This window comes from Streptacidiphilus sp. P02-A3a (genome assembly GCF_014084105.1).
Lineage (GTDB): Bacteria > Actinomycetota > Actinomycetes > Streptomycetales > Streptomycetaceae > Streptacidiphilus.
Genome location: NZ_CP048289.1, coordinates 7,426,756 through 7,447,150, shown reverse-complemented (window position 1 = coordinate 7,447,150; position 20,395 = coordinate 7,426,756). Strand labels below are relative to the sequence as shown.

The 20,395-nt window shown below is 70.5% G+C and carries 23 protein-coding genes; 16 read left to right on the top strand and 7 right to left on the bottom strand.

All coding sequences use genetic code 11. The features are described 5' to 3' along the window. The first annotated feature begins 24 nt into the window (after positions 1-24). The 3 genes from uvrB (at position 25) to GXP74_RS31245 (ending at position 4,005) form a co-directional block, all read left to right on the top strand. Positions 25-2,133: an excinuclease ABC subunit UvrB gene (gene uvrB / locus GXP74_RS31255; protein WP_182454626.1), complete on the top strand. Its 2,109-nt coding sequence runs from the start codon at positions 25-27 to the stop codon at positions 2,131-2,133. 91 nt (positions 2,134-2,224) lie between these two features. Then, positions 2,225-2,803 (top strand): TerD family protein, encoded by a 579-nt coding sequence (locus tag GXP74_RS31250; protein WP_182454625.1) that lies wholly within the window; start codon positions 2,225-2,227, stop codon positions 2,801-2,803. Between the two features lie 230 nt (positions 2,804-3,033). Next, positions 3,034-4,005 carry a TerC family protein gene (locus GXP74_RS31245; RefSeq protein WP_182454624.1) on the top strand — a complete coding sequence of 324 codons (972 nt, stop codon included), beginning with the start codon at positions 3,034-3,036 and terminating at the stop codon, positions 4,003-4,005. Between the two features lie 20 nt (positions 4,006-4,025). Here the strand turns inward: GXP74_RS31245 and GXP74_RS31240 are convergent, their stop codons facing one another. Continuing rightward, entirely contained in the window at positions 4,026-4,502 is a 477-nt protein-coding gene (locus tag GXP74_RS31240) for an Rrf2 family transcriptional regulator (protein WP_182456763.1), read from the bottom strand. Positions 4,503-4,616: 114 nt separating this feature from the next. Here GXP74_RS31240 and GXP74_RS31235 point away from each other — a divergent pair, with 114 nt between their 5' ends. Further along, positions 4,617-5,354 carry an SDR family oxidoreductase gene (locus GXP74_RS31235; RefSeq protein ID WP_182454623.1) on the top strand — a complete coding sequence of 246 codons (738 nt, stop codon included), beginning with the start codon at positions 4,617-4,619 and terminating at the stop codon, positions 5,352-5,354. Positions 5,355-5,451: 97 nt separating this feature from the next. Here the strand turns inward: GXP74_RS31235 and GXP74_RS41960 are convergent, their stop codons facing one another. Together GXP74_RS41960 and GXP74_RS31225 are read right to left on the bottom strand one after the other, a co-directional pair. Continuing rightward, positions 5,452-6,852, bottom strand: a complete 1,401-nt coding sequence (locus tag GXP74_RS41960; protein WP_182454622.1) for a ricin-type beta-trefoil lectin domain protein — start codon at positions 6,850-6,852, stop codon at positions 5,452-5,454. Between the two features lie 112 nt (positions 6,853-6,964). Further along, entirely contained in the window at positions 6,965-7,894 is a 930-nt protein-coding gene (locus GXP74_RS31225) for a LysR family transcriptional regulator (RefSeq protein ID WP_182454621.1), read from the bottom strand. Between the two features lie 115 nt (positions 7,895-8,009). On the opposite strand from GXP74_RS31225, the gene GXP74_RS31220 reads away from it, so the two are divergent. The 4 genes from GXP74_RS31220 to GXP74_RS41690 all read left to right on the top strand — a co-directional run bounded on the left by GXP74_RS31220 (position 8,010) and on the right by GXP74_RS41690 (position 10,966). Next, positions 8,010-9,464: an MFS transporter gene (locus GXP74_RS31220; protein WP_182454620.1), complete on the top strand. Its 1,455-nt coding sequence runs from the start codon at positions 8,010-8,012 to the stop codon at positions 9,462-9,464. Positions 9,465-9,511: 47 nt separating this feature from the next. Beyond that, positions 9,512-10,429: a LysR family transcriptional regulator gene (locus GXP74_RS31215; RefSeq protein WP_182454619.1), complete on the top strand. Its 918-nt coding sequence runs from the start codon at positions 9,512-9,514 to the stop codon at positions 10,427-10,429. A 23-nt stretch (positions 10,430-10,452) separates the two neighbouring features. After that, positions 10,453-10,737, top strand: coding sequence for a 4-oxalocrotonate tautomerase DmpI (gene dmpI / locus GXP74_RS41695; RefSeq protein ID WP_255528174.1), 285 nt, complete (start codon positions 10,453-10,455; stop codon positions 10,735-10,737). Between the two features lie 106 nt (positions 10,738-10,843). Beyond that, positions 10,844-10,966, top strand: a complete 123-nt coding sequence (locus GXP74_RS41690; protein WP_255528173.1) for a hypothetical protein — start codon at positions 10,844-10,846, stop codon at positions 10,964-10,966. A gap of 83 nt (positions 10,967-11,049) precedes the next feature. On the opposite strand, the gene GXP74_RS31205 is transcribed toward GXP74_RS41690, so the two are convergent. Further along, positions 11,050-11,253 carry a cold-shock protein gene (locus GXP74_RS31205; RefSeq protein ID WP_034090356.1) on the bottom strand — a complete coding sequence of 68 codons (204 nt, stop codon included), beginning with the start codon at positions 11,251-11,253 and terminating at the stop codon, positions 11,050-11,052. A gap of 486 nt (positions 11,254-11,739) precedes the next feature. Between GXP74_RS31205 and GXP74_RS31200 the strand changes: the two genes are divergently transcribed. The 6 genes from GXP74_RS31200 to GXP74_RS31175 all read left to right on the top strand — a co-directional run bounded on the left by GXP74_RS31200 (position 11,740) and on the right by GXP74_RS31175 (position 13,677). Continuing rightward, positions 11,740-11,943 (top strand): cold-shock protein, encoded by a 204-nt coding sequence (locus tag GXP74_RS31200; protein WP_034090357.1) that lies wholly within the window; start codon positions 11,740-11,742, stop codon positions 11,941-11,943. A 157-nt stretch (positions 11,944-12,100) separates the two neighbouring features. After that, the gene (locus tag GXP74_RS31195; RefSeq protein WP_182454617.1) at positions 12,101-12,310 is read left to right on the top strand and encodes a hypothetical protein; all 210 of its coding nucleotides are present in this window, start codon (positions 12,101-12,103) and stop codon (positions 12,308-12,310) included. Positions 12,311-12,377: 67 nt separating this feature from the next. After that, the gene (locus GXP74_RS31190; protein ID WP_182454616.1) at positions 12,378-12,623 is read left to right on the top strand and encodes a hypothetical protein; all 246 of its coding nucleotides are present in this window, start codon (positions 12,378-12,380) and stop codon (positions 12,621-12,623) included. A 232-nt stretch (positions 12,624-12,855) separates the two neighbouring features. Continuing rightward, the gene (locus GXP74_RS31185; protein WP_182454615.1) at positions 12,856-13,059 is read left to right on the top strand and encodes a cold-shock protein; all 204 of its coding nucleotides are present in this window, start codon (positions 12,856-12,858) and stop codon (positions 13,057-13,059) included. Positions 13,060-13,107: 48 nt separating this feature from the next. After that, positions 13,108-13,266 (top strand): Rv0909 family putative TA system antitoxin, encoded by a 159-nt coding sequence (locus GXP74_RS31180; protein WP_182454614.1) that lies wholly within the window; start codon positions 13,108-13,110, stop codon positions 13,264-13,266. 165 nt (positions 13,267-13,431) lie between these two features. Then, entirely contained in the window at positions 13,432-13,677 is a 246-nt protein-coding gene (locus GXP74_RS31175; protein ID WP_182454613.1) for a hypothetical protein, read from the top strand. 94 nt (positions 13,678-13,771) lie between these two features. Here the strand turns inward: GXP74_RS31175 and GXP74_RS31170 are convergent, their stop codons facing one another. After that, positions 13,772-15,217: a DUF2079 domain-containing protein gene (locus GXP74_RS31170; RefSeq protein ID WP_182454612.1), complete on the bottom strand. Its 1,446-nt coding sequence runs from the start codon at positions 15,215-15,217 to the stop codon at positions 13,772-13,774. A gap of 200 nt (positions 15,218-15,417) precedes the next feature. On the opposite strand from GXP74_RS31170, the gene GXP74_RS31165 reads away from it, so the two are divergent. After that, positions 15,418-15,735, top strand: a complete 318-nt coding sequence (locus GXP74_RS31165) for a hypothetical protein (RefSeq protein ID WP_182454611.1) — start codon at positions 15,418-15,420, stop codon at positions 15,733-15,735. 10 nt (positions 15,736-15,745) lie between these two features. On the opposite strand, the gene GXP74_RS31160 is transcribed toward GXP74_RS31165, so the two are convergent. Both GXP74_RS31160 and GXP74_RS31155 read right to left on the bottom strand, forming a co-directional pair. Next, on the bottom strand, positions 15,746-16,396 hold the full coding sequence (locus tag GXP74_RS31160; RefSeq protein WP_182454610.1) for an MBL fold metallo-hydrolase: 651 nt from the start codon (positions 16,394-16,396) through the stop codon (positions 15,746-15,748). Positions 16,397-16,401: 5 nt separating this feature from the next. Then, positions 16,402-17,079, bottom strand: coding sequence for a maleylpyruvate isomerase N-terminal domain-containing protein (locus GXP74_RS31155; protein ID WP_182454609.1), 678 nt, complete (start codon positions 17,077-17,079; stop codon positions 16,402-16,404). Positions 17,080-17,408: 329 nt separating this feature from the next. On the opposite strand from GXP74_RS31155, the gene uvrA reads away from it, so the two are divergent. Continuing rightward, entirely contained in the window at positions 17,409-20,393 is a 2,985-nt protein-coding gene (gene uvrA / locus GXP74_RS31150; protein ID WP_182454608.1) for an excinuclease ABC subunit UvrA, read from the top strand. Positions 20,394-20,395: the final 2 nt, after the last annotated feature.

Here is a 20,395-nt window from a genome sequence, read left to right as displayed (position 1 = left end):
GTGGCGGGTCGTACGGTTGGTTCCGTGAGACCCATCACCGATCTTGAGCGAACAGTGGCGCCTTTCGAGGTCGTCAGTCCCTACCAGCCCAGCGGCGACCAGCCCACCGCGATCGCCGAACTGGAACGCCGGGTCCGCGCGGGCGAGAAGGACGTCGTCCTGCTCGGCGCCACCGGCACCGGCAAGTCCGCCACCACCGCCTGGATGATCGAGAAGCTCCAGCGGCCGACCCTGGTGATGGCGCCCAACAAGACCCTGGCCGCGCAGCTGGCCAACGAGTTCCGGGAGCTGCTGCCCAACAACGCGGTCGAGTACTTCGTCTCGTACTACGACTACTACCAGCCCGAGGCGTACATCGCCCAGACCGACACCTACATCGAGAAGGACTCCTCGATCAACGAGGAGGTCGAGCGGCTGCGCCACTCCGCCACCAACTCGCTGATCACCAGGCGCGACGTGGTCGTGGTCGCCTCGGTGTCCTGCATCTACGGCCTCGGTACGCCGCAGGAGTACGTCGACCGGATGGTCCGGCTGAAGGTCGGCCAGGAGATCGACCGGGACGCCCTGCTGCGGCGCTTCGTGGACATCCAGTACGCCCGCAACGACGTCGCCTTCACCCGGGGGACCTTCCGGGTGCGCGGCGACACCATCGAGATCTTCCCGGTGTACGAGGAGCTCGCGGTCCGGATCGAGATGTTCGGCGACGAGATCGAGGCGCTGACCACGCTGCACCCGCTCACCGGCGAGGTGATCAGCGAGGACAACGAGCTCTACGTCTTCCCGGCGACCCACTACGTGGCCGGTCCGGAGCGGATGGAGCGCGCCATCGCCGGGATCGAGGCCGAGCTGGAGCAGAGCCTGGCCACCATGGAGAAGCAGGGCAAGCTGCTGGAGGCCCAGCGGCTGCGGATGCGTACCACCTACGACATCGAGATGATGCGACAGATTGGTACCTGCGCCGGGATCGAGAACTACTCCCGCCACATCGACGGCCGCGACTCCGGAACCGCCCCGAACACCCTGCTGGACTTCTTCCCGGAGGACTTCCTCCTGGTGATCGACGAGTCCCATGTCACCGTCCCGCAGATCGGCGCCATGTACGAGGGCGACGCCTCGCGCAAGCGCGCCCTGGTCGAGCACGGCTTCCGGCTGCCCTCGGCGATGGACAACCGCCCGCTCCGGTGGGAGGAGTTCCTGGAGCGCATCGGCCAGACCGTCTACCTGTCGGCGACCCCGGGACCCTTCGAACTCTCGCGCGGAAAGGGCCAGGTCGACCAGATCATCCGGCCCACCGGGCTGATCGACCCGGAGATCGTGCTCAAGCCGACCGAGGGTCAGATCGACGACCTGGTCCACGAGATCCGGCTGCGGGTCGAGAAGGACGAGCGGGTGCTGGTGACCACGCTCACCAAGAAGATGTCCGAGGACCTGACCGACTACATGCTCAACCTCGACATCCGGGTCAGGTACCTGCACAGCGACATCGACACACTGCGCCGGATCGAGCTGCTGCGGCAGCTGCGGGCCGGTGACTACGACGTACTGGTCGGCATCAACCTGCTGCGTGAGGGCCTCGACCTGCCCGAGGTCTCCCTGGTCGCGATCCTGGACGCCGACAAGGAGGGCTTCCTGCGCTCCGGCACCTCGCTGATCCAGACCATCGGCCGCGCCGCCCGCAACGTCTCCGGCCAGGTCCACATGTACGCGGACCGGATCACCCCGGCGATGGAGAAGGCCATCGAGGAGACCAACCGCCGCCGCGCCATCCAGCAGGCGTACAACACCGAGCACGGGATCGACCCGCAGCCGCTGCGGAAGAAGATCGGCGACATCCTCGACGCCATCGCCCGCGAGGACATCGACACCGGCGAGCTGCTGAGCACGGGCTACCGGCAGAGCGCCAAGGGCGGGGTCAAGGGCGGCAAGGCCCCGGTCCCGGCGCTGGGCGCGTCCGCGAAGCGGGAGACCAAGGGCCTGCCGGCGGCCGAACTGGCGGACATCATCACCGAACTGACGGAGCGGATGCACACCGCCGCCGCCGAGCTGCAGTTCGAGGCGGCGGCCCGGTTGCGTGACGAGGTCAACGAGCTGAAGAAGGAGTTGCGGCAGATGCGGGAGGCCGGGATGGCATGAATCGCTCACCCACGGGCAGCCCGGACTGCGTAAGGTTTCTCCTGAAGAGAGGCATCAGCGGTGCCAGGGCTGAACGGGGAGGGCATTCACCATGTCGGTGAGCCTGAGCAAGGGGCAGAGCGTCAGCCTACGGAAGTCCGGCGGGGGAGCGCTTACCGTGGTCCGGATGGGCCTCGGCTGGCAGGCCGCGCCGCGCCGGGGCCTGTTCGGGTACAAGTCCCGGCAGATCGACCTGGACGCCTCGGCGGTGATGTTCGCCGAGCGCCAGCTCGCCGACGTGGTGTTCTTCCAGCACCTGGTCAGCAATGACGGCTCGGTGCGGCACACCGGTGACAACCTGACCGGCGGCGCGGGCGGGGAGGACGACGAGTCCATCGTGGTGGACCTGCCCCGGGTGCCGGAACACGTCACCCAGATCGTGTTCACGGTGAACTCCTACACCGGGCAGAGCTTCCAGGAGGTCCGCAACGCCCACTGCCGACTGGTGGACGAGGTGACCGGGCAGGAGCTGGCCCGCTACAGCCTCAGCGGCGGCGGCGCGCACACCGGCCAGGTGATGGCCAAGGTGATGCGCGACGCCGAAGGCGGCTGGCAGATGGCGGCGATCGGCGCCCCGGCCCGGGGCCGGACCTTCCAGGACATGCTTCCGGCGATCACGCCGTACCTCTGACGTTTGCTTACGACGCGCCTACCGGGCGATTGCCTATCCTGGGGGCAGCGGAGGGGAGTACCCCAGCTGCCGTCAGCGGCAGTGCGACGTCCTCGTCAGCACGACGGGCCCGGTTGTCAGTGGCCCGTCCGGTGGCGTCGGCCCGACCGCGCCCGGCGATTCCCGCTGTGGCGTGACGGGTGGAGGAGACCTCCGGCAGTAATGTCGACTGCCGGAGGAGCAACACCATCATGGACGTCTCCATGGCCCTGTGGGCCACCACCGTCGGAGTGCTCGTCGCTCTGATCGCCGCCGACTTCTTCGTCGGCGGCCGCAAACCGCACGAGGTCTCCATCAGGGAGGCCGGGATCTGGACGGTCGTCTGGATCGCCTTGGCGGTCGCCTTCGGCGGCTTCCTCTGGTGGCACTCGGGCTCGGCCCCGGCCGGGCAGTTCTTCGCCGGATACATCACCGAGAAGTCGCTCAGCGTCGACAACCTCTTCGTGTTCGTGCTGATCATGGCGAAGTTCGCGGTGCCCGTGCAGTACCAGCAGCGGGTGCTGATGATCGGCGTACTGATCGCGCTGGTCCTGCGGGCGGTCTTCATCGCCGCCGGGGCAGCGCTGATCGCCAGTTTCTCCTGGGTGTTCTTCATCTTCGGGGCGTTCCTCATCTGGACCGCCTGGAAGCTGATCAAGGAGGCCCGGGCCGAGCGCCGTCGCGGCCCGGACGACGAGGCCGCCGAGTTCGAGGAGAACGGCCTGCTCAAGGCGGTCGAGAAGCGCTTCCCGGCGACCGACCGCTACCACGGCACCAAGCTGGTGATCGTACAGAACGGCAAGCGGCTGATCACCCCGATGCTGGTCGTGGTGCTGGCGATCGGCACCACCGACGTCCTGTTCGCGATGGACTCCATCCCCGCGATCTTCGGCCTCACCCAGGACCCGTACATCGTCTTCACCGCCAACGCCTTCGCGCTGATGGGGCTGCGCCAGCTGTACTTCCTGATCGGCGGCCTGCTGAAGCGCCTGGTCCACCTCTCGTACGGCCTGTCGCTGATCCTCGGCTTCATCGGCGTGAAGCTCCTGCTGCACGCCCTCCACGAGGCGGGCGTGCACGCCGCGCCGGAGATCGGCATCCCGTTCTCGCTCGCCTTCATCGCCCTGGTCCTCGCCGTCACCACCGCCACCAGCCTGCTCGCCTCCCGTCGCGAGCAGGCCTGAGGCGCCGGCCGGAGGCGGGGTCAGCCGCTCGGCGCGCCGAGCCAGGTGCCGTAGGCGGTCATGATGTCGGGCCCGTGGTTCGCGTCCACGTCGCGGACCAGGTCGGCGATGGTGGTGGCGGCGAGGGCCCGGCGCCAGGCGGTTTCGGCGGTGGCCATGGCACGGGCGATACCGCAGGGGGTGGCACAGGCGGCGGCCGGGGTGGCCAGGGGGCCGCGTTGGCGGATCTCGGTGCAGACGAAGGCCGGGCCCGGACCGGCCAGGGCCTCCACGACGTCGAGGAGGGTGATCGACTCGGGGCCGCGGGTCAGCGCGTAGCCGCCGGACTTCCCCTGGGTGGAGTGCACCAGTCCGGCCCGGGCGAGGGCCTGGAGCTGCTTGGCGAGATAGCTGGCGGAGACGTCGTGCAGCTCCGCCAGTCGCGCTGCGGGGACCGGTTCGCTGCTGGTGGTGAGGACCACGCAGCAGTGCAGCGCCCACTCCACTCCGCCTGGCATCTTCACCCGGCCACCCTAGCCACGCCCCTCTTATTCGGTCAAAGACTGTCCGAGTATCATCATGGATGAAAAGTGTCCGAGTTCATATGGGGACGTTCACGTGGGAGGCCTGACATGAGGTTCGCAGTGATCGGTGGCACCGGTCGGATCGGCTCACGGCTGGTCGGGGTCCTGAACGCCGCCGGGCACGAGGCGGTGCCGCACGCGAGGTCCACCGGGGTGGACCTGCTCACCGGCGCCGGACTGGCCCAGGCGCTGGCCGGTGCCGAGGTGGTCATCGACGTGAGCCAGTCGCCCACCACCGACGACAGCTCGCGCGCCTTCTTCCAGACCACGATGGACCACCTGCTGGCGGCGGCCGGGGCGGCCGGTGTCGGCCACGTCGTGCTGCTGTCCATCGTCGGCGTGGACCAGGTGCCCGGTCTCGGCTACTACCGGGCCAAGGTCCACCAGGAGAACCTGCTCAAGGCCGGGCCGATCCCCTACTCCATCGTCCGCGCCACCCAGTTCTTCGAGTTCGTCGAGGACGTCATGGGCTGGACCACCGACGGCGACACCGTGCGGCTGCCGGCCACCCCGATGCAGCCCGTCGCCGCCGCCGACGTCACCGCGGCGCTCGCCGAGGTCGCGCTCGGGGACCCGCTCAGGGGAGTCCGCGACATCGCCGGACCGGACGTGTTCCTGCTGACCGAACTCGGCCGGATGACCCTGGCCGCCCGTGGCGACGGCCGCCGCACCGTGGTCACCGACGACACCGCCGGTCCGTTCGCCGCGGTCGAGGGCGAGGCGATCATCGCCGGGAGTGGCGCGTCGCTGGCGCCGACCCACTACCGCGACTGGCTGAAGGGCTGAAGGGCTGAAGGCGGACGGCCCGGACGGGGGAGAGGTCCGTCCGGGCCGTTCGTGACGCCTGATCGCCGGGGTACCGGCTACCGGGATGCCGGTGTGATCAGACGACGATGTGGTCGAGGTCGGGGGCGCCGCTGGTGCCGCTGCCGGAGAACTCGACGGTGTTGCCGCTGCCCGCCTTCAGGCTGACGGTGACGGTGGTGGTGCCGATGACGTTGTAGCTGCTGGCTGAGGTTTCGGCGAAGGTGACGGTCTGGGTGGTGCCGTTGACGGTGATGGTGGCGGGTCGGGCCTTGCCGACGCTGAGGTAGGAGACGGTCAGGGTGTAGCTGCCGGTGCTGGGTTCGGTGATGCCGGTGAAGGTGACGGTGCCGTTGGAGCCGCCGCCGATGTCGCTGACCTTCTGGCCGTCCAGGCAGGCCGAGCAGCTGTTGGCGTCGGCGCTGCCGCCGAGGGTGGCCTGGTCGGCCTCGTAGGTCCTGCCGCCGGACGGGGGAGTGGGGGTGGGTGTGGGGGTCGGTGTCGCGGTGGGCGTGGGGGTCGGCGTCGGGGTGGGGGTCGGGCTGGAGCCGACGACCGTGCTGGGGAAGGTCCACTGCGCCGAACTGCTGGAGCAGCTACCGGTCTTCAGGGTGCTGCCGGACGCCTGGTAGCACTTCTTGCCGGTCTGGATGTCGGAGATGGTGCCGTTGGGATTCTGCGACCACTGCTGCCCCGGGCCGCCGGTGCAGGCGTCCAGCACGATGCTGCTCCCGGACTCGTCCGCGCAGTGGCCGTTGAGCTGGAGGAAGGTCCCGTCGAAGAGGAACTGCTGCTCGGCCGAGCCGTTGCAGGCGGCCAGGTCGAGTTTGACGCCGCTACTGGTGCTGTCGCCCGGATCATCGATACAGGTCTTGGTGGATTTGTTGAGGTACTGCCCGAGCGTGGTCGTCGGCTTGGCGCCGCCGTAGCAGGCGTTGGTCGAGGTGTTGAAGATGGGCGTCGGGTCGTAGGTCTCGTTGGCGGGCGGATCGACGACGGCGGACTCCAGGAACGGCGAGCCGTCCGCGTTGCTCCTGGTCAGCGCGTCCTCGCAGTCGATCGCGGCCATGGCGTTGCCGCCCTGGCCGCCGAGCCACAGGTCGAAGTGCCACATGTTCGGGCCGCCGTCCGGGCCCTGGCCGCTCCAGTCGGCGTCGCACTCCTCGCAGTCGTCCTCCATGATGAAGTACTTCTCGACCCGGGGGACGTAGATGATCGTGCCGGGAGCGAGCTCGGACTTGTCGGTCGCGAAGGTGATCGGGTCGGCGTAGGTACCGGTGCCGCCCGCGGTCTGGTGGATCTGCGGGTACGCGATGGCCGAGCCGGGCGGGGTGTTGTCCCAGTAGCCGTAGAAGGTCAGATAGGCCTGCTGGGTGGTGGATGCTCCGGCGGGGGGAGCACCGGCCAGCATCGCGACGACGGCGGTGAGCAGGGCGATACACGTGGTCAGAACGGATGCAGTGAGCGTACGGCGACGCACGGTGCCTCCAGGTTGACGGGGGTCCTACAAGGTGGTTGTAGCGTCGGGCCTGTCGGGGCGTGAGTCAAGAGATTGAGTTAGGAAGATTTCCTAACTTGTTCTGGGTGGCCGGTCATGACGCGCCGTCGGTGGCCGCGATCTCCAGTCCGCGCACGGTCTCGACGACCACCTGGCGCAGCCAGCGGTGGCCCGGGTCGGTGTCCAGGCGCAGGTGCCAGGCCATGGCCAGCGGGACCGGCGGCAGCTCCAGCGGGATCTCCAGCACGGTCAGCGGCATGACCCGGGCCACCCGCTCGGCGAACTCCCCCGGCAGCAGCGCGAGGACCTCGGACTCCAGGGCCAGGAAGCAGGCCGCGCTGTGCGTCGGCACCGTCGCCAACACCTGGCGGCACAGCCCGCGTTCGGCCAGCAGCTCGTCGACGACGCTGTGGCTGCGGCCCCTGCGGGAGACCACCACGTGCGGCACGGAGATGAACTGATTGATCATCAACTCCGAAGTACCGACCGGAGCACAGCGGGAGCCGGTGCGGGCCACCGCCACGTGCCGGGGCTGGTAGAGGAAGCGGCTGCGCACGTCGGGCGGCAGTTCCGGCAGCGCGCCGAGGTCCAGATCGATCCGGTCGCGCAGGTCCGCCGGATCCTCGTCGCCCTCCGGCAGGATCCGCAGCCGGACCCCCGGTGCCTCGCGGGCGACCCGCGCGGCCATCGCCGAACCCAGTACCACCGCCACCGCGTCGTTCGTGCGCACCCGGAACTCCCGCTCCAGTGCGGCGATGTCCACCGGCGCCGGGGGCTGGAGCGCCGCCAGCGCCCCCGCCAGCGCCGCCTCCACCCGGGGCCGCAGCTCGCGGGCGCGCGGGGTGAGCACCAGTCCGCGCCCGGCCGGGACCAGCAGCGGATCGCCGACCACCCGGCGCAGCCGCCCCAGCGTCCGGCTCATCGCGGACGCCGACACGTTCAGCTCGGCGGCGGCGCCGGTGACGCTGCCCTCGCGCAGCAGCGCGTCCAGGGCCGGGAGCAGGTTCATGTCCGGGAGTTGCATGAGACGCAAGGGTAGCTTGACAAGTAGGACCTTGAAGTCATCAGTGTGCCCGGACAGCATGGAAGTCGTCCCCGGGCCCGTCGGCCCGAGCCGGTCCGACCAGGAGCGAAACCCCATGATCGACACTCGGCACCGCAGAACAGCGCTGCTCATCGCGGGCTGCTTCTTCATGGAGATGCTGGACGGAACCATCGTCTCCACCGCCGCCCCGCAGCTCGGCGCGGCCCTGCACACCGCCGCCGCCTCGGTCGGCCTGGTGATCACCGCCTACCTGCTGACCGTCGCCACGCTGATACCGCTCAGCGGCTGGCTCACCGCCCGCTTCGGCCCCCGGCGGATCCTCCTCGGCGCGATCGCGCTGTTCACCCTCGCCTCGCTGGCCTGCGCCGCCAGCGGCAGCCTCGGCGTGCTGGTCGCGATGCGGGTGCTGCAGGGCGTCGGCGGCGCGATGATGGTCCCGGTCGGACGGATGATCGTGTTCGGCCGCGCCGACAAGCCCGACGTGCCCCGGCTGATGGCGTACATCGTCTGGCCCGGACTGGTCGCGCCGGTGCTGGCGCCGCTGCTCGGCGGCCTGATCACCACCTACGCCAGCTGGCACTGGCTGTTCCTGATCAACCTCCCGCTCGGCGCCGCCGCCTTCGCCGTCGCCTGGCGGCTGGTCTCCACCGGTCCGCAGCAGAGCCCGCCGCCGCTGGACTGGGCGGGCGTCCTGCTCAGCTGCGCCGGACTGGCCGGGCTGACCTGGACCGCCCACCTGTGCTCCGGAACCCGGCCGCCGTGGGCCGCCGCCGGGATCCTGGCGGCGCTCTCGGCGCTGGTCCTGGCCGTCGCCGCCCGGCACCTGCTGCGGACCCGGCATCCGCTGGTCAACCTGCGGGTGCTGGCCACCCCCAGCCTGCGGGCCTCGACCGTCGGCGGCTCGCTGTTCTGGACGGTGGTCAGCGCCGGTCCGTTCCTGATGCCGCTGCTGTTCCAGGAGGTCTTCGGCTGGAGCGCGGTGAAGTCGGGCGCGGTGGTGCTGTTCGTGTTCGTCGGGAACGTCGGCATCAAGCCCGCCACCACCGGACTGCTCAACCGCTACGGGCTCCGGCCGCTGCTGCTGGCGGGCGGCGTCTGCCTGGCGGCGACCATGGTCGCCTTCGCCTTCGTCACCGCGGCCACCCCGGTGCCGCTGATCGCCGGGCTCGCCGTGGTCAGCGGGGCCGCCCGCTCGGTCGGCCTGACCGGCTACTCGGTGCTGAGCGTCAGCGAGATGCCGCCGGAGCGGATGAACGACGCCAACACCCTCTCGGCGACCCTGTCGCAGACCGCCGCCGGCTTCGGGATCGCGGTCGCGACGGTGGCGCTGCGGCTGGGCGGCACCGTCAGCACCGACCCGGACACCAGCTACGGCGTGGCCTTCGCGGTGCTCGCGGTGATCACCCTGCTCGCGGTCGCCGACGCGGCCCGGCTGCACCCGGCGACCGGGGACGCGGTCCGGCGGCGGCCCGCGCCGTCGGCGCCACCGGTGCAGGCGGTCGAACCGGCGGAGGCGGTCGAACCGGCGGAGGCGACCGGGCGGCCGTGAGCGGGTGCGACGGTCGGGGCGGCGACGGGGTCGGGCATGCTGGGGCCGTGGAACTGCGCCAGCTTCGCTACTTCGTCACCGTCGCCGACACGCTGCACTTCGGCCGCGCCGCCGAGCTGCTGCACCTCGCCCAGCCCGCCGTCAGCCAGCAGATACGGCGGCTGGAACGCGAGCTGGGGGCCGAACTGTTCGACCGCTCGCCGCGCCACGTGCGGCTGACCGAGGCCGGGGAGCACTTCCTGCCCGCGGCGCGCTCGGTGCTCGCGGCCGAGGAGCACGCCCGCTCGGTGATCAACGAGCTGGTCCGCCCCCGGCAGCGGACCCTGCGGATCGGGACGAGTGCCGGTCTGGGCGACCACCTGGACCGGCTGCTCGACCAACTGACCGGAAAGTCACCGGAGCTGGCGGTCGACCTGGTCTCCGCGCCGGTCCAGGAGCGGCTGCGCCAGGTCGCCGAGGGGCGGCTGGACGCGGCCTTCGTCCGCGGCGGCAGCCAGGAGCAGCGGGAGCAGGGCCCGGCCGGGCTGCGCACGGTCGAGGTGTGGCGCGATCCGCTGGTGGCGGCGCTGCCCGCGCGGCATCCGCTGGCGGCCCGTCCGGCGGTCGACCTGGCGGACCTGGCCGGTCTGCGGCTGGCGCTGACCCCGCGCCGCAACCACCCGTCGCTGGTGGACCTGGTGGTCGGGGCCTGCGCGGCGGCCGGGTTCGAGCCGCTGCCGAGCACCGGCGCGGGCACGCTGCAGGACACGCTGTCGGCGATCGGCGCCGGTCAGTCCCTGTGGACCGTCGTCTACGCGGCCCATGCCCGGCTGCTGCGCGGCGAGCGGGTGGCCTTCCTGCCGTTCCGCGACGCGGATCTGGCGCTGACCACCTCGCTGGTGGTCCGGGCCACCGCCCCGACCCCGCAGGTGCGACTGCTGCTGGCCGCCTGCGAGGCCTCGACCAGCGACGATAACGATCGATGATGGCTGCGAGTCGGGACTGACCCTTGGTCCGGCCGGCGAACCACGATGGACTGGGGCCAAGCCGGTCGACCGACCGGAAGCGAGGGACCCGGGATCGGAACCGGGTCCGATCGAGGGAGACCGCCATGCCCATCGTCACCGTGCAGCAGGGTCCGCGCGACGTCGAGCTCAAGCGTGACCTGGTGCGCCGGATCACCGACGCCTTCGTGGACGCCTACAAGATCCCGGCCGAGACGGTCCAGGTGTGGATCCAGGAGACCCCGCCCGACAGCTGGGGCGCCGCCGGGACGCTCACCATCGACCGCTGACCGGTCGGTCGGGGCCGGAGGCGGCGCGCGTCGCGCTGCGCGGAGCCCGGAAGTCGCTTAGCGTCGGAAGCCGGACAGGGACGCGGACCGACGAAGGGTGCAGGTCATGAAGGTTCTGGAGATGATCGGCTTCGCGGTGGGCGTGCTCGCCATCGTGGTGGCGCTGTTCCTGTTCATGATCGGCGGCCCGAACTACCGTCCGCACCGGCGGCCCGCCGGACGCCAGTGACCCACCGGCGGCGCACCGGGAAACGCGCAGCGGCCCCTCGCACCGGAAACCGGTGCGGGGGGCCGCCGACGCGAACGCGATCGTCAGATCACGCGGATGTTCTCGGCCTGCGGGCCCTTCTGGCCCTGCGTGACCTCGAACTCGACCTTCTGGCCCTCAAGGAGCTCGCGGAAGCCCTGCGCGTTGATGTTGGAGTAGTGGGCGAAGACGTCAGCGCCGCCGCCGTCCTGCTCGATGAAGCCGAAACCCTTTTCGGCGTTGAACCACTTCACGGTACCGGTGGCCATAACTGGTCTCCTTCTGTCAGGGGCTGGTGCCAGAGTCCGCCCTGTGCGGACCCGGTGTCGCCGGGATGATCACCCTGGTCATGAAGAGACCTGCGAAAGCACGAACGCCCGTGATCGCGATCACGGGCGGCCAAACTTAGGGAACCACGCACTGCAACTGATCACAAGGATACAGGGACCTGCTGGGGAGTCGTCAACAGATTCCTGGTTGCCGGATCATCCTGGTGATCATGCCGTCCGCCACTGTCCGTGGTCCCGGCGCAGGGCTCTGACCAGCGGATTTCTGACCCGCATGGTGGTCCAGCCGCGTATCGTGTACGGTTTTGAGTTGTAGTAGTCGTGGTTCCGACGTTTGTACGCCCGTGATCCCGATCGCGGGCCTTTGTCATGTCTGCGGTCTCCTGGATGGCGCGTGATGCAGCTCCGGCTCCGGGGCTCCGCATGGTGCGGGCCCCCGTACACGACTACCAAAGGAGAACGAGAATCATGGCCACCGGAACCGTCAAGTGGTTCAACGCCGAAAAGGGCTTCGGCTTCATCGAGCAGGACGGCGGCGGCGCTGACGTCTTCGCCCACTACTCCAACATCAACGCCCAGGGCTTCCGCGAGCTCCTTGAGGGCCAGAAGGTCGAGTTCGACGTCACCCAGGGCCAGAAGGGCCCGCAGGCCGAGAACATCCGCCCGCTCTGAGCCGGTGTGACACCCTAGCCTGACCTGAGCGCCCCCGTGCCGATTCCTCGGCCCGGGGGCGCTTCGGCGTTCCGGTGCGGATGCGCCGCCGTACCGCGCGTGCTTGGGTGGGTCCGGGGCAGCCGGGGGATTCGCGGGGGCGGGTGAGGAGTCGGTTGTGGACGACAGCTCGTACGCGTTGCGGATCCGCACCTCGGGCAGTTCCCTGGTGCACATCGCCGAGCGGACCGGGACCAGCGCGCGGACACCCTGCGGGTTCTCGCCCGCGGCCGGGTACTACACCGTGGTCGCGGCGGCGCCGGTGACCTGCCCGCAGTGCCGCGACCGGGCCGACGCCGCCCTGGCCGGGAGCGGGGACCGCCGGTAGCCGGGACCGCTCCGCCGGGGCGCGGCCCGATCCGTGACCCGTGGCCCCGGCCCGCGTTGAGCCGGGTATGAACCAGCATGGTGTCCTGCTCGAAGACCTGGCCGCCGAACTCCTCGGGGAACTGCCGGAGGAGGGGCGACAGGCGGCGCTGACCCTCCTGCGGACGATCCACGACGCCCCGTACGCCTGGCCGCAGGCCCCCGGCGGGACCTGTGCCGGTGACGTCCGCGAGGCGCATTTCGGCTGCTGCTGGATGCGGTACACGCTCCGGGAGGAGGAGTTGGAGATCCTGGATGCGGGCTGGCTGGGGTGAGTCCCGGCCCGGTCACAGAGGTCCCAGCCGTCACTTCTGTATCAACGCCTAGTAGCCGTACGAACGCAGATCCGATAACTTTCCTGCTAGCAGTCGTGGTTCGTACGTCGACGCCCGCGCTCGCGCCATGGGCGTTGTGCTGTCCGGCAGTTGTCGAAGGACCAGGGCGATCACCTCATCACCCCGGGGCGCTGAAAAGTCGGCGCCCCAAGTCCCCGACAGGGAGCAGCACATGGCCAGTGGCACCGTGAAGTGGTTCAACGCCGAAAAGGGCTTCGGCTTCATTGCCCAGGACGGCGGCGGCGCCGATGTCTTCGCCCACTACTCGAACATCAACGCCCAGGGCTTCCGTGAGCTCATAGAGGGCCAGAAGGTCGAGTTCGAGGTCACCCAGGGCCAGAAGGGCCCGCAGGCCGAGAACATCACCGTCATCTGAGTCGGTGGTCCACGGCGCCCCGCACCCCTCCGGTGCGGGGCGCCGCGCTTGGCGGTTCCGGCTGGAGGTGCGGACGCGGCCGGTGGCACGGCCAACCAGAAGACCGGCAACAAGTACGGCAGTCAGATCAGCACCGCGCAGCAGAAGATCGACCAGCAGATCGACCAGCAGATCGACGGCAACCCGCCGTCCGCCGGGCGGCAGTAGCGGCCCTCAGGCGCTGACGGGCGGCCGTCAGGCAGTCGTCAAACATTCGTGCGAATGCCATCCGGGTGAGCGGCTTGCCCACCATCGGGTGAGTTGCATGCGAACAGTCCACCCGGTCGATTTGATCTCCCTCAGACCCACCTGTTCCAACCAAGGAGATCAATCGTGCGTAGCAACCTCCGTACGTCCGTCGTGGCAGCCGTGGCGACCCTCTGTGTCGCGATGAGCGCCGGCATCGCCGTCGCCGACGACTGCGCACCGTGGGACCACGACCAGCCCGTCGTCACCCAGGGTGGCGCGGCCTTCGGCGCCGGGACCGCCAACGGTGACGTCGTCGCCTACCGCGGCCCCTCCGGCGAGGCCCTGATCGGCCACCACAGCGAGGCGGGCGTGGGCGCCATCCACTGGTAGCGGCCCCGGCACGACCAGGGCCCCCGGTGACGCGCCCACCGCGGTGCGGCCCCGGGGGCCCTGCCTGTCCCCGGGCCGGTTCGGCGGATCCGGGTCAGCTGACCCGGTGCAGCACCACCACTTGCTGCTCGTCGAAGGTCTCCACGTACACCGCGCCCCGGTGCACCAGCTCCGCGTAGGCGATCGGGGTCATCCCCGGCGACCACCAGGACAGGTCCAGGGTGATGTACTGCGGGGCCACCGGGTCGCCGCCGGGCCAGAACACGGTGCAGCGCGAGGCCAGTGCCGCGAGCTGCGGATTGCCGGTCTCCACGGTGGCGCCGTCCGGGATCAGCCGGTCGGCCGCCCGCAGCGCCGCCACATGCGGTCCGCCGCCGTAGGTGGTCGGGTCGGTCAGCTCGGACAGGGTCAGCGACATCGACACGCTTATCGCCACGGCGACCCCGGCCATCAGCGGCGCGGCCTGCCGGGCGTAGGAGCGCGCCCACTCCCAGCGGGAGGCGTCCATCCGGACAGCGCCGTCCACCGCGGCCAGGAAGACGATCGGCATCAGCACCGCGTTGTAGTGCCAGGCGGTGCCCCAGTACGCGTTGTTGGCGGAGGTGAAGCGCCAGCCGAGGGTCGGCAGTGCCATCAGCACCAGTGGCGAGCGCAGGCACAGCAGCCCGGTGAGGCCGAAGATCCAGCCCAGGGTGCGCCACTTGACCGTCGGCCAGACCAGCCCGAGCAGCATCGAGCCGATGTGGGCGTGGGTGGCGCTGCCGCCGGGGAGGTTGCTGAAGTAGGCGTAGTGGTGGTCGGTGGCGAACCAGGGGATGATCCGGTAGACGGTCAGCGAGACCGCCGCGATGCCGCCGGAGAGCAGCAGTGCCCCGGGCTGCCACCTGCGGTTCAGCAGCAGCAGCAGGCCCAGGGCGGCGACGGTCAGCCCCATGTCCTCCTTGACCAGCAGCAGCGGCAGCGACCACCAGGCCGCCCGGTTCCAGCGCTTCAGCACGAGCTGGCGCATCACCACGGCCATGATCGGGACACCGAAGGCGATCTCGTGGAAGTCCGCGTCGATTGCCCGCTGCAGGCCCCAGGACAGGCCGTAGGCCGCGCCGATGGTCAGCCCCTTGGCGCGGGTCAGCAGTTGCTCGGTGGTGGCGGAGACGACGGTGACCGAGGCGGCGAACAGCACCGCCTGGGCCACCAGCAGGGTCACCGCCGACGGGAACAGCCGGTAGAACGGGGCCAGGGTGGCGATGATCGGCGAGAAATGGTCGCCGAGCACGTTGAAGCCGGGGCCCTTGATGTCGGAGATCGGCGCCCCGAAGTGCGCGTAGCCGCGTACCGCCTGGGTGAAGATCGCCAGATCCCACTCCTGCGCGCCGAAGCGCTCGTAGCGGGCGACCGACAGCACGATCCAGACCGCGCAGAAGACCGCGCCGAGCAGCAGGTGCGGCGCGTGCGGCCGGTAGCGTTCACGCAGCCGGTCCAGACGAGGGGGGACGGCGGAGGACGCCGTGTCCGGCTCGGGGATCTCCGTCGTCGTGCTCATGGCCGTCATCGCTCCCGGTATGCCTGTGGGTCACAGCAAAATACCGGTCGGGAGGGGCCGTCGATACAACACATGCGAAACTCCGGGGCGTGTTTCCCGCCGTTCTCGGTCGTTCGCGAAACCAGCGGGCTCCCGCAACGGGCTTGCCCCCGGGGCCGGGTGGCGGGATGGCGCGACCTGCGCGTGGGTAGGCCGTGGGCATGACTGAGGTATTGATCGAAGAGAACTTCGTGCACATCGATGGCAATGACATGAGCGTGGTCCTCGCGATCGTCGACCGGCTCGGCCTCGACGCCGAGCCCACCGCCCCCCGCCACGTCAGTGAGCGGCGCAAGTGGGTGCTCTCGCTGCACTGGCTGGCGGCCGGGGAGATCCCGGACGAGGTGGTGGCGGCGCTGCCGGGGGTGCTCGCGGAGATCTGCGGGCACTACCGGGCGTTGGCCAAGGTGCCCCCGGCGCGGCTCTCGGTCTACGGCCTGAACGGCGCGCCGATCCGCAGCTTCGAAGCCGGGGGCTGACCTTCCGGTCTCACCAGCCCCGGGCGCGCCACTCGCCCAGGTGCGGGCGCTCGACGCCGAGGGTGGTGTCGTCGCCGTGGCCCGGGTAGACCCAGGTCTCGTCGGCGAGGACACCGAACACCTTGGCTTCGAGGTCGTCCATCAGCGTGGTGAAGTCCTCCGGCTCCCAGGTCTTGCCGGGCCCGCCGGGGAACAGGCAGTCGCCGGTGAAGGCGTGCGTGTGCCCCTGCGGGTCGTCGTAGACCAGGACGATCGAGCCGGGGGTGTGCCCGACCAGGTGGCGGGCGGTGAGGGCGACCTCACCGACCCGCACGGTGTCCCCGTCGTCCAGCTGGAGGTCGGTGGGTACGCCGATGCCGCCCGCGTCGAGGCGACCGGCCGCGGTGCGGGCCCCGGTCGCGGCGACCACCTCGGCCAGCGCCTCCCAGTGGTCGTGGTGGCGGTGCGTGGTGACCACGGTGGCGAGGCTGTCGCCGACGGTCTCCAGCAGTACCGGCGCCTCGGCCGCGGCGTCGATCAGCAGCTGCTCGCCGGTGGCCCGGCAGCGCAGCAGGTAGGCGTTGTTGTTCATGGGGCCGACCGCCACCTTGGTGATCACCAGGTGGGCCAGCTCGCGCACGTCCGGCGTCCCGCCGACCGTCACCGCTCCGTGGTAGGACATGCCGCTCACCTTAGCGCGGGCAGCGGCGGCAGGTCGGCTGCCGGGACGCCCAGGTCGGAGCCGTCGGAGCGGCCGGAGAGCCAGGCCAGCAGGGCGTGCCTGGGCACCCCGGCGAGCCGGTCCAGCAGCTCGCGGCCGAGCACCCCGGAGGCCAGCAGCCGGCCGGTGAGCGGCGTCAGCTCCGCGTCGACGAACCCGCTCGGCCACCGCGCCGGGGTGCAGTCGTCGAGGGCCAGGTCCACCAGGTGGTACTCGATCTCCGCGAGCCGCTTCGGCGGGACCGAGTCGGCCCGGACCGGGCCGAGGCGGTGGTGCACCTCGGCCGCCCAGGCCGCGTCCGGCAGCGCCGCCGCGGCCCCGGCCAGCCGCTGCCCGGACGTCCGCAGGTCCTCCAGCTGCTCGGGCAGCGGGCGCGCGGCGCCCGCTGCGATCTCCTGGTCCCGGGCCTCCGGGGAGGCGTACATCGGGACCATGGCACCGGTGCGGGCGCTGGTCAGCAGGTTGATCAGGGCGTCCGCGTTGCGGGCCAGGTGGGTGAGCACGTGGCCCCTGGTCCAGCCCGGGAGCGCGGACGGCTCGAAGACCTGCTCCGGACGCATCCGCGCCACGGTACGCAACAGGCGCTCCTCGGCTGCGGCGGTGGACGCCAGGGCCTCGGTGGGGCGCGGGGCGAGGGCTGTCATGGGTGCTGTACTCCCGTTCGGCTGGGCGTGTCCCCGGTGCCGTCCGGTCGTTGCACCGGGTGCGGCACCGCTCACGCTACCGTCGCCGGTGTCACCCGTTCGGGTGAGTCTTCTGGATTGCCCCGAAAATCGAACACGTGATCCCATAGTCTCAGTACCGCAGCACTCGCTCGGCCGGATGCCTACCATGGGCGTGCGCCTACCATTGGTGGGCAGTATCCGGTCCTGTGCGCGACTGCGCCGCCCCCGCAACAACCCCAGGTACGTCGGGCGGCCCCGGATCGCCCCATCCAGGACCGCCCGACTCCCGCTCCGGAAGGTCCAGAAGCGTGGCAGACCGCCTCATCGTCCGCGGTGCTCGCGAGCACAACCTGAAGAACGTCTCGCTCGACCTGCCCCGCGACTCGCTCATCGTCTTCACCGGGCTCTCCGGCTCGGGGAAGTCCTCCCTGGCCTTCGACACGATCTTCGCCGAGGGTCAGCGCCGCTATGTCGAGTCGCTGTCCTCCTACGCCCGGCAGTTCCTCGGTCAGATGGACAAGCCCGATGTGGACTTCATCGAGGGCCTGTCCCCGGCCGTCTCCATCGACCAGAAGTCCACCTCGCGCAACCCGCGGTCGACCGTCGGCACGATCACCGAGGTCTACGACTACCTGCGGCTGCTGTTCGCCCGCATCGGTCATCCGCACTGCCCCGAGTGTGGTCGGCCGATCGCCCGGCAGTCCCCGCAGCAGATCGTCGACAAGGTCCTGGAACTGCCGGAGGGGACCAGGTTCCAGCTGCTCAGCCCGCTGGTCCGGGCCCGCAAGGGCGAGTTCGTGGACCTCTTCGCGGACCTCCAGACCAAGGGCTACTCGCGGGCCCGGGTGGACGGCGCGACCGTCCAGCTGACCGAGCCCCCGGTGTTGAAGAAGCAGGAGAAGCACACCATCGAGGTGGTGGTGGACCGGCTCACGGTCAAGGCCTCCGCCCAGCGCCGGCTCACCGACTCGGTGGAGACCGCGCTGAAGCTCTCCGGCGGCACGGTCGTGCTCGACTTCGTCGACCTGCCGGAGGACGACCCCGAGCGTGAGCGGATGTACTCCGAGCACCTCTACTGCACCTTCGACGACATCTCCTACGAGGAGCTGGAGCCGCGCTCCTTCTCCTTCAACTCGCCGTTCGGCGCCTGCCCGGAGTGCACCGGCATCGGCACCCGGATGGAGGTGGACCCGGAGCTGATCATCCCCGACGAGGAGAAGACCCTCGAAGAGGGCGCGATCCACGCCTGGTCGCTGGGCCACACCAAGGAGTACCACCTGCGGCTGATCAAGGCCCTGGCCAAGGAGCTCGGTTTCCGGACCGACATCCCCTGGGCCGGGCTGCCGCAGCGGGCCAAGAAGGCCCTGCTCTACGGCCACAAGACCCAGGTCGAGGTGCGCTTCACCAACCGCTTCGGACGCGAGCGCTCGTACGTCACCGGGTTCGAGGGCGCGGTGCCCTTCGTCCAGCGGCGGCACGCCGACTCGGAGACCGACAGCAGCCGGGAGCGCTTCGAGGGCTACATGCGCGAGGTCCCCTGCCCGGCCTGCCACGGCACCCGGCTGAAGCCGGTGGTGCTGGCGGTCACCATGGACGGCAGGTCCATCGCCGACGTCGCCGGCATGTCCATCAGCGACTGCGCCGAGTTCCTGGGCTCGATGCAGCTCACCGACCGCGAGAAGACCATCGCCGAGCGGGTGCTGAAGGAGGTCAACGAGCGGCTGCGATTCCTGGTCGACGTCGGCCTGGACTACCTCTCGCTGAACCGCGCGGCTGGCACGCTCTCCGGCGGCGAGGCGCAGCGGATCCGGCTGGCCACCCAGATCGGCTCCGGCCTGGTCGGGGTGCTCTACGTGCTGGACGAGCCGTCCATCGGGCTGCACCAGCGCGACAACCACCGGCTGATCGAGACCCTGGTCCGGCTGCGGGACCTGGGCAACACGCTGATCGTGGTCGAGCACGACGAGGACACCATCCGCACCGCCGACTGGGTCGTGGACATCGGCCCGGGCGCGGGCGAGCACGGCGGCCACGTGGTGCACTCCGGCTCGCGCGAGGGGCTGCTGGCCAACAAGCAGTCGCTGACCGGCGCCTACCTCTCCGGCCGGCGCAGCATCCCGACGCCCGAGGTGCGCCGCCCGGTCGACCCGCAGCGGCAGATCACCGTCCACGGCGCGCGCGAGCACAACCTGCGCGACGTCGACGTCAGCTTCCCGCTGGGGATGTTCACCGCGGTCACCGGGGTGTCCGGATCCGGCAAGTCGACGCTGGTCAACGACATCCTCTACACCCACCTGGCGCGCGAGCTGAACGGCGCGCGCAGCGTGCCCGGGCGGCACACCCGGGTCACCGGCACGGACCTGGTCGACAAGGTGGTGCACGTCGACCAGTCGCCGATCGGCCGGACGCCGCGCTCCAACCCGGCCACCTACACCGGCGTCTTCGACCACGTCCGCAGGCTCTTCGCGGAGACCACGGAGGCCAAGGTCAGGGGCTACCTCCCGGGCCGGTTCTCGTTCAACGTCAAGGGCGGCCGCTGCGAGAACTGCGCCGGTGACGGCACCATCAAGATCGAGATGAACTTCCTGCCGGACGTCTACGTCCCGTGCGAGGTGTGCCATGGCGCGCGCTACAACCGGGAGACCCTGGACGTCCACTACAAGGGCAAGTCCATCGCCGAGGTGCTGGACATGCCGATCGAGGAGGGCCTGGAGTTCTTCGCGGCGGTCCCGCCGATCGCCCGGCACCTGCGCACGCTGACCGACGTCGGGCTCGGCTACGTCCGGCTCGGGCAGTCCGCGCCGACGCTGTCCGGCGGTGAGGCGCAGCGGGTGAAGCTCGCCTCGGAGCTGCAGAAGCGCTCCACCGGCCGCACCGTCTACGTGCTGGACGAGCCGACCACCGGGCTGCACTTCGAGGACATCAGCAAGCTGATCAAGGTGCTGACCGGGCTGGTCGAGAAGGGCAACACGGTCATCGTCATCGAGCACAACCTGGACGTGATCAAGACCGCCGACTGGGTCATCGACATGGGCCCGGAGGGCGGCAACGGCGGCGGCCTGGTGGTCGCCGAGGGCACGCCGGAGCAGGTCGCGGCGGTGGGCGAGAGCCACACCGGGAAGTTCCTGCGGGACATCCTCGGCGAGGACCGGGTCTTCGAGGGCCCGGCGCCGGTGCGGAAGAAGGCGGCGCCGCGGAAGGCCGCAGCCAAGAAGGCGGCGGCTCCGGCTCCGGCCAAGAAGGCGGCCGCACCGGCCAAGAAGGCGGCGTCCACCAGGAAGCGGACCGGCTGAGA